This window comes from Bartonella sp. AU16XJBT, assembly GCF_028618665.1.
Taxonomy (GTDB): Bacteria; Pseudomonadota; Alphaproteobacteria; order Rhizobiales; family Rhizobiaceae; genus Bartonella.
The window spans coordinates 1-8,556 of record NZ_JAQITF010000031.1 but is presented as its reverse complement, the minus strand read 5'-3'; the positions used below and the strand labels follow the sequence as shown (position 1 = coordinate 8,556).

Here is an 8,556-nt window from a genome sequence, read left to right as displayed (position 1 = left end):
GAAAACAATGTATAGAAAAATATAAATAAAGCACCTATAGAAAATAATAATTCTACAATAATAATAATAATATCAATCATAAAAAGAATCCAAATTAAATATATAATTTTGTAAAATTATGCACCTAAACCTTCCTGTCAAGTTTGTAGACACATAATTACGCCTACAAGACTGTTCACTTCAGAAATATCTTCTGATTTCATATATTAATAATAGCATGCATAGGCTTTATATCCTAAACCTGTCGTAAATCCTCCTGCATAGCCAGCGCTTCCTCCTAGTTGCATGCCTGCCCAAACGCCCGCTGGTCCTCTAGCTGCCCCATAAGTCCAGCAACTACCACTCCCATACTATGTCCCCTATTTCCCATTGAAAATCCTGCAAAGAGATAATCTCTAACAGTACCCCCATACTATGTTCCACTGCTTGAGAGATTTATTGATGAAAACCTAGACCAACCATTAGATATCCTAGATCCAAATAAACCCAAAATATAAATCCTTCTTGTATATCTATTTAAAAACTGCATCGCAATGATACAGAAAAATTTGGTTATTATGCATTTTAGAAAATGTCAAATATAATTTAAAAAATAACAATAAAAATACTTTATAAATAATAAATACATTATGTTTATATTATATTCGTACAAAATGTATATTTTAATTAAGCAATAATACTATTTACAATACTGTTAAAATATGAGGCATAAAGCCCTCTTTCTCTTAAACAAAATCATAAAATCAAATGAGTCATTCACAAGAAAAACCAGTAGCCTTCTCTTGGTTTACAAGAACAACAAAGGAATATATTTATTATGTTATTGAACTCAGTTGTGTTGCCATTGTTTTGCGTTTACTGGGCTTGGTAAACCCTTTTATTTTTCAAGCAATTATTGATCGTATTCTCCCTTTCCAGCGCATTGAAAGTCTCTATGCTATTGTTATCCTTATGATTGCTATCATGCTGTTTAGCACAGCTCTTAGCTCTCTATCAGGTTACCTAGGTGCTTATTTAGCCAATCGGCTTACATTAGAATTTGGACGACGTATTTATACCCATCTGTTAAGCCTCTCTTTGCCTGTGTTACGTCATTGGCAAGTGGGGGAACTGTTTTCGCGTATTGGAGAGGTTGATACAATTCGCGGTTTTTTAACAGGAACCATCGCCACAACCGTACTGAATGTTCTCTTTGCCATTATTTATCTTGCTGCACTCTTTTCTATTAGTCCGAAACTTACCTTTATTGTCCTTATCATTTTACCTTTACAAATGGGCTCTTTGGCATTCGTCGGTCCCTTCTTGCGCCGCCAATTACGCCGTGCTTTCACTCTACAAGCCGCCCATAAATCACGCCTTATTGAAAGTTTTACCAATCTTGAAGCCATCAAAGCGCATGTAAAAGAAGCTGCTCATACGATACGGATGCAAGAAACTTTAGCCCGCAGTCTAGATGAAAGCCTCACAACCAGTAAATTTCATCTCTTAAATGGGGCTTTAAGCCATATTTTTGGTGATCTTTTCACTATTTTTATCATCTTTTTTGGTGCTCAAGCAGTGCTGCAAAACCAGATTACGCTAGGGCAACTTATTGCCTTTCATCTTCTTGCTGGCAATGTTTCTGGTCCCATTTTAAGCCTTGCGTCTTTATGGGAAGAATGGCAGCATTTAAAAATTTCTCGTCTTCGTTTGGGTGATATTCTTAACGCACTTTCAGAATGGGAAAAGGAAAAGCCCCCCCTTCAACTCATCACCAAGCCCCATCTTGAAGCTAAAGATATCTGTTTTTCTTATGGAGACACACCTATTATCAACCACCTTGATGTCTGTTTACAACCTGGTAGGCCTATCATGTTGCTTGGCCCTTCAGGATGTGGAAAATCAACCTTTGCCAAGATTCTCTGTAGTCTTTATCCCCCATCAAGTGGGAAAATATTGCTTAACAATCAATCTTTACAAAATTTTGATATCCGTAGTGTGCGCAAAACAATCGCGTATTTTCCCCAAAGCCCTTGCCTTTTTTCCGGAACCATTCTTGAAAATATGCTTCTTGCCAAACCAGATGCTACAGAGGATGAAATCGTTGCTGCCCTTCATGCGAGTGCTTGTCATGATTTGATCTCTCAATTGCCTCAAGGGCTTCATACCCAAGTAGGTGAACAAGGGGGCTTTTTATCAGGAGGTCAACACCAGCGCCTAGCATTGGCTTGTTTTTTTCTCATCAAACCGCAAATTCTTATCTTGGATGAGCCCACTTCCGCATTGGATGACAGGGTTAGTGCACAAATTGTTGAACATTTATACACGCTTTCGCAAGAGCGTATTGTTCTCGTCATTACCCACAAACGCGATCTTTTTCCCAAGCATGCAACCCTATTAAATTTCACTGAAATGGGAACACAAAATGGTAGATAAAGCTCCTCATTTGCGCCCTTTATCGCCAACCCTTCATATGGTGGTTGCTGTTTTTGTCGCCTTATTCCTCTTTATTGTCATTGGTAGTTTTATCTCAAAAACAGAGATTGTTGCACGGGGACAAGGGGCGGTTATTCCCACCTCCTATGTTCAACTCGTCCAAGCGCAAAATACAGGACGCATTGAAAAAATTCTTGTAAAAGAAGGGCAATTTGTTCATCAAGGTGATCTCCTTATTCAATTAGATCCCCGTGAAGCCTTAAATGAACGCGCACGCGTTCAAGCCGATATTGCTCAACAGACCCTTCAAGCGCAAATTGCCGCCGCTATCTTAGCTGCCTTGAGTGAACGAGATCCTTTGGATACGGATTTTGTAACCAAAGGGCTTTCTTATTTGCAAATTCCTGCCTCTAGCAGCAATACAGCAAGGCTGAAAGGGGAAAAACTCATCCACGCGACTCTTCAATCGCTCCAAGATAAAGTAAAAACACTGAAAGCTCAGGCTGACCGTGTTACACGCAGCGGTGCTGTCCAATACGCACAATTGGACAAATTACAAGATGATCAACAATTAAGCCAAGAAAAACTCAAAGCTGCCAAGAGTCTGATGGAAACAAAAGTCATCAGTAACTCTCTTTATTTAGAACGTCTCCATGATTTTAAAAATGTAGAACATGAAATTTTAGCCAATAAAAGACGCTTGGAAGAAAATACCGCTGAAATAGAAGCACTCCACCAACAAAGACAAAGCCTTATTTCCGATGAAATCGCCCGCTATCAGCAGCTTTCTCGTGAAACAGAACTCTCTTTGCAAGGCTTAAAAGCCAAACTTGACAGCAGCCAATATCGTCTTGATCACTTATCACTTTATGCACCTGTTGATGGACGTATTGATGATTTAAGTATCCACACTTTGGGTGGCTTTGTAGAAGCCGGTAAAACGCTCATGCGTATTGTCCCTGACACAGGCGGACTCATTGTTGAAGCATTTTTTGATAATCGAGATATTGGTTTTTTAGAAAAAGGCCAACGTGCTTACGTAAAATTTTCTGCCTTTCCACCTGAACGCTACGGTGTTGTCTACGGTACAGTTATGAATGTAGGTGCAACAGCGCGCCATGAGCAAGAAATTAATGGTGCTTATGCTGTTTTAATCAAAATCGACCAAGATCACATCACTTTTAATCACCAAGAGCTGAAATTTATCCCTGGCATGACCGTGACAGCTGATGTCATTACTTCAAAACGGCGCCTTATTTCTTATTTCTTTGAACCTATTACAAAAATTTTAGAACAATCTTTAAAGGAAAGATAATGTCTATCAATGAAAATCCAGCACCATCTCTCATAGATCCAATGACGGCTTTAGGAGCTATGGTCGTTTTAATGCTTCAATCCCCCCTACACCGCCGTTGGCTAATCTGGGATATTGAACGAAACTTAGGTCCAGCCTTACGGGTTGGGCAATACAAACTCTATCAAAATGAACATGGAGAATTTTGCGCCTTTATCACTTGGGCTTTTTTAGATGAAAAAAATCATCAATCCATGCTTGAAATGGGAGAGCTTTTGCCCAATGCTGACTGGCAGACTGGAAAATACGTATGGTTTATTGATTATGTAGCACCTTATGGCCATACTGCACATATTGTCCGCGATATGCAACGAAATATATTTCCTGATCAGCGTTATTTTTATGCTGTACGACGTAATGAAGACGGTGGAATACGAAAAATCACCCGTTGGTGTTGTTATAGAGCACAAAAACCATCTGAGTAGCTTTTATCTACTTAAGTGCGCCTCAATCATTTAAACCCACTCTCTTAATAGAAAAGAATCTTTTAAAAGAGCGAGTTGGAAATCATTATCGTAAAAGAGAATCTTAGCGTATTGATTGAGAGCTAACGCGCTAAAAACGGATATTTCTCAGCTTACCGGATTAATATCAATAGCAACAAATCGTCAAAAAATTTAATCCACTCAAAGCTTCCTAAAAATTCGACTTAACTCATTTCATTAAAGGATGGCTGGGGTACCTGGATTCGAACCAGGGAATGCCGGTACCAAAAACCGGTGCCTTACCGCTTGGCTATACCCCAAAAAAATACGCTTTATAATTACTTTTGCACCTTATAGCGATTCCTGCGATTGGACGCAATATCTGAAAATCAAAGACTTTACTTTTTTATCATAAAGTCTCTACACCTTGTACGATACCGTAACGATACAAATTCGCAGCAAAAATAATATACAATTTTCCTTCTAACACAAGTCACAACCATTTATCCATTAATTATTTTGCTCTTTTATTGATTTCCTAGAAACAGAAAATAAAAATCTTATCGTTTAACTCGTGTCTTTAAATAAATTAGCATATGCTTTACTTTTCTTGATATATTCAAATCTCATCTTGCTCAATTAAAACAAAAGTTATCACCACATTGAGGGCTGGCAAAGTGGATAATAACCGCTGTGCTCTTTCATTAAGCATAAAGATGGTAATCTCTTTATTGTCATACTTTTCATAGATAGCCCCATAAAATGACATCAAACGCATTGAAAAATGTCTCTTCAAAATATGACTTAATATTCTGTTGTAAACACCATGACACATCAGTAAATTGAAAAAAATTGAGGTATAAGAACAAAAAACGAGGGATTCTCTATTTTTTCATTCAAAAGATCATGATATTTTTATCTGTTCATAGATGTCAAAAAGTCTTCAGAAGCATTATTTATATATAGTGCTTGTGTCCTTTTTGATTGATTAGCATATATTTCCTAAAAGCTCCTTTTCAAAGAGAGAGACATTAAAATTAATTAACATATAATAAGCATTCAACATTTGCTTTTAGGTACTGCAAATGGCAAATTAGGATTTTTAAGTAAGCTTAACAATTAGAATCGAGGAGATTTTTAAATGGCTTTTGAATTGGCTGCATTGCCTTATGATTACGACGCTCTTTCGCCCTATATGTCACGCGAAACGCTTGAATATCATCATGATAAGCATCACCTCACTTATCTTACCAATACCAACAACCTTATAAAAGACGCAGGCTTGGAAAATGAAAGCCTTGAAGAGATTGTTAAAAAAAGTTTTGGAAAAAATATTGGTTTGTTTAATAATGCAGCGCAATATTACAATCATAACCATTTTTGGAATTGGATGAAAAAAGATGGTGGTGGTCAAAAGCTGCCTGAAAAACTAGCAAAAGCTATCGAATCTGATCTAGGTGGCTATGACAAGTTCCGTGCTGATTTTATTGCTGCTGCTGGTGCCCAATTTGGCTCTGGGTGGGCATGGGTTGCTGTTAAAGATAGTAAGCTTGAAATTATGAAAACGCCTAATGGTGAGAATCCTTTGGTTCATGATGCTCAACCTATTCTAGGTGTGGACGTGTGGGAACATTCCTATTACATTGACTACCGCAATGCTCGTCCGAAATATCTTGAAGCTTTCGTGGATCATTTGATCAATTGGGATTATGTTTTAAAACTTTATGAAGATTGCGGATTGTAAGCTATCTAGATAATTTTTAAATGTCTATAAGTCCCTATAATCCAGTAAATTATAGGGACTTAAAAACGAAGATATTATAGATTAGCAACAGTTTTTTCCTGCTATCTTTAGAATATACGCATAGATATAAGCGACTTCTTCTAACTTTGAAAAACGTCCAGCCGCGCCAGCGTGCCCGGAGTCCATATTAATACGCAATAAAATTGCATTATCATCTGTTTTTAACGCGCGCAATTTTGCTACCCATTTTGCAGGTTCCCAGTAAGTTACACGTGGATCTGTTAATCCTGCGATCACAAGCATAGGAGGGTATTTTTGCGCCTTGACGTTATCATAGGGAGAATAAGAAGCTATAAGATTATAATCTTCTTGTGATTCAAGAGGATTTCCCCATTCGGGCCATTCAGGAGGTGTTAGAGGTAAAGAAGCATCGAGCATCGTTGTTAAAACATCAACAAAAGGAACATTGGCTATAATCCCAGCAAAATCCTGTGGTGCTATATTGGCAATAGCTCCCATCAACATTCCGCCAGCCGAACCACCATGCGCAATAAGCCGATCATGCGCTGTGAATTTATTGTTTACAAGATAGCGCCCACAAGCAATAAAATCGGTAAATGTATTATATTTTAAAAGATGTTTTCCTTTCTCATACCATTCAACCCCTTTTTCTTTGCCTCCACGAATATGAGCAATAGCATAAATAAAACCTCTATTTACAAGAGAGAGGACATTACTATTGAAACTGGCAGGAATAGAGATTCCATAAGCACCATAACCGTAAAGCAAACAAGGTGCACAACCATTAAGAGGTGTCGTTTTATGATAAAAAAGTGAGATAGGAATTTTTTCACCATCCTCTGCTGTGGCCATAATACGTCGCGTTATATAGTCATCTTTATTATGGCCAGAGGGAATTATTTGCGTCTTTAATAATATTCGTTTGCGACTTTTCATCTCATACTCAAATACTTGATCAGGCGTTGTCATAGATGAATAAGAAAAGCGAATGGACGGACTATTATATTCCGCTGCACCTTGTAGACCTAAAGAATAAGCCTCTTCATCAAAAGCAATGGAATGGATTTGTTTTGTTGTACGCTCCATAATTTTTATACGAGGAAGTCCTTCAAAGCGTTCGAGCCAAATGAGAAAGTCTTGATACGCATCATGGGATATGATCAAACATCCAAGCTGATGAGACACTAGTTCCGACCAATTTTCTGATTGCGGTGCTTCATGCGGCGCAACCATAATTTTAAAGTCCTTTGCGTCATCTAAATTGGTAAGGATATAAAAGACATCACCACCTTCTGTAAGGGAATATTCAACACCTTTTTGCCGTTTTCGTACACATTGAGGAATGGTAAGAGGCGCTTCAGCAGGAATTAACCAGACCTCTGACGTTTCATGATCATGAATATTAATATAAATAACATCATGAAGCTTAGAGCCACTTACATTTAAGAAAAAACCTGGATTATCTTCACGAAAAATAAGCTTATCTTGTGATTGATCCGTGTTTAAGCGATGATAATAAAGCTCTGAAGGCCGGTGGCTTTCATCCACTTTTGTATAGAAAAAACCTTCAGATTGAGCATCCCACACAATTTGTCCAGATGTATCAGTTATGGTGTCTGTAAAATCAGATAATGTGTCTAAATTACGAATTTTAGCTGTATAGAATTCTGATCCTTTATCGTCATAGGTCCATACAACATATCTATGATCAGGAGATTCTTGTACTGAACCCAAACTGAAATATTCTTTACCTTCAGCCAAAAGATCACCATTAAGATAAACATGTTTTTCTCCACCATTCCTTGGTGTCCGAAAATAATGTGGTTGTTGCCCTCCGGTAACATAAGAAAATCCGTAAGCAAAAGGTCCATTTTTTATAGGAACGGAACTATCATTCTCTTGGATCCTACTTTTCATTTCAGTAAAAAGCAAATCTCGTAATGGCTTTGTATCAGCCATTTGAGCCGCTTGATAAGAATTTTCTTTTTCGAGATGATGTCGAATATTGGGATCAAGACAGTTAGGATTTTTAAAAACATCTTGCCAGTTAGATGCACGTAGCCAATGATAGGGATCATCACGAAAAATACCGTGATATATTTCTTTATGAGTGATTCTAGATGCTTTGGGAGGAGTTGTAAAAGTGCGGGTCATACACAATCCTATATTTAAAATATGTTAATAGCTTCGTTTATATGTTAGAATCAAAATTATTGATGCAAGTGTAAAAATATAATTTCAACGCATTTGCAGAAATAGCGTCATGATCATTTTTACAATTAATATCCTTCTATTCATTAGTTGTCATAGCTATTGTTTTCTAAGGATAGAATGCCACTTTTATAATGGAAGTGACTGGTAAGACAATTAAGTTATGAGAGAAAGAATTGATTTTTTTTGAAACAGTATAAATATATAATTTTATAGAAAGGAATAAATATATCTAAAATATTTCCGTTATATCATAAAAAACAAAAAAGTATTCTATATCGCTTTAATGAATAGTTGTATATTCCAAATAGTGATATTTTGTCATATTTATAATAAAGTTTGTTTTTTGCTATAAATTTAATAAATATAAATCATAAAAATAAATC

At 36.9% G+C, this 8,556-nt stretch carries 5 protein-coding genes and 1 tRNA gene; 4 read left to right on the top strand and 2 right to left on the bottom strand.

Annotated features, from left to right (window positions below):
- The first annotated feature begins 747 nt into the window (after window positions 1-747).
- From PVV66_RS08870 to PVV66_RS08860, 3 genes are read left to right on the top strand one after another with little or no spacing between them, the layout of a single operon-like run.
- The gene (locus tag PVV66_RS08870) at window positions 748-2,415 is read left to right on the top strand and encodes a peptidase domain-containing ABC transporter (protein ID WP_273717655.1); all 1,668 of its coding nucleotides are present in this window, start codon (window positions 748-750) and stop codon (window positions 2,413-2,415) included.
- A complete protein-coding gene (locus tag PVV66_RS08865) occupies window positions 2,405-3,730 on the top strand; it encodes an HlyD family type I secretion periplasmic adaptor subunit (RefSeq protein WP_273717656.1) in 1,326 nt (441 codons plus the stop codon). Before PVV66_RS08870 ends, PVV66_RS08865 begins: the two co-directional genes overlap by 11 nt.
- Window positions 3,730-4,194 carry a toxin-activating lysine-acyltransferase gene (locus tag PVV66_RS08860; RefSeq protein ID WP_273717657.1) on the top strand — a complete coding sequence of 155 codons (465 nt, stop codon included), beginning with the start codon at window positions 3,730-3,732 and terminating at the stop codon, window positions 4,192-4,194. The genes PVV66_RS08865 and PVV66_RS08860 overlap by 1 nt, the downstream gene beginning before the upstream one ends.
- 245 nt (window positions 4,195-4,439) lie before the next feature.
- On the opposite strand, the gene PVV66_RS08855 is transcribed toward PVV66_RS08860, so the two are convergent.
- Window positions 4,440-4,514, bottom strand: a tRNA-Gln gene (locus tag PVV66_RS08855).
- An 821-nt stretch (window positions 4,515-5,335) separates the two neighbouring features.
- On the opposite strand from PVV66_RS08855, the gene PVV66_RS08850 reads away from it, so the two are divergent.
- On the top strand, window positions 5,336-5,938 hold the full coding sequence (locus PVV66_RS08850; RefSeq protein WP_273717658.1) for a superoxide dismutase: 603 nt from the start codon (window positions 5,336-5,338) through the stop codon (window positions 5,936-5,938).
- 81 nt (window positions 5,939-6,019) lie between these two features.
- On the opposite strand, the gene PVV66_RS08845 is transcribed toward PVV66_RS08850, so the two are convergent.
- A complete protein-coding gene (locus tag PVV66_RS08845) occupies window positions 6,020-8,113 on the bottom strand; it encodes a S9 family peptidase (RefSeq protein WP_273717659.1) in 2,094 nt (697 codons plus the stop codon).
- Window positions 8,114-8,556: the final 443 nt, after the last annotated feature.

What these genes read in the sequence shown, in the direction of transcription:
- PVV66_RS08870 (WP_273717655.1), top strand. Translation starts at nt 748, where the DNA reads ATGAGTCATTCACAAGAAAAACCAGTAGCCTTCTCTTGGTTTACAAGA.
- PVV66_RS08865 (WP_273717656.1), top strand. Translation starts at nt 2,405, where the DNA reads ATGGTAGATAAAGCTCCTCATTTGCGCCCTTTATCGCCAACCCTTCAT.
- PVV66_RS08860 (WP_273717657.1), top strand. Translation starts at nt 3,730, where the DNA reads ATGTCTATCAATGAAAATCCAGCACCATCTCTCATAGATCCAATGACG.
- PVV66_RS08850 (WP_273717658.1), top strand. Translation starts at nt 5,336, where the DNA reads ATGGCTTTTGAATTGGCTGCATTGCCTTATGATTACGACGCTCTTTCG.
- PVV66_RS08845 (WP_273717659.1), bottom strand. Translation starts at nt 8,113, where the DNA reads ATGACCCGCACTTTTACAACTCCTCCCAAAGCATCTAGAATCACTCAT.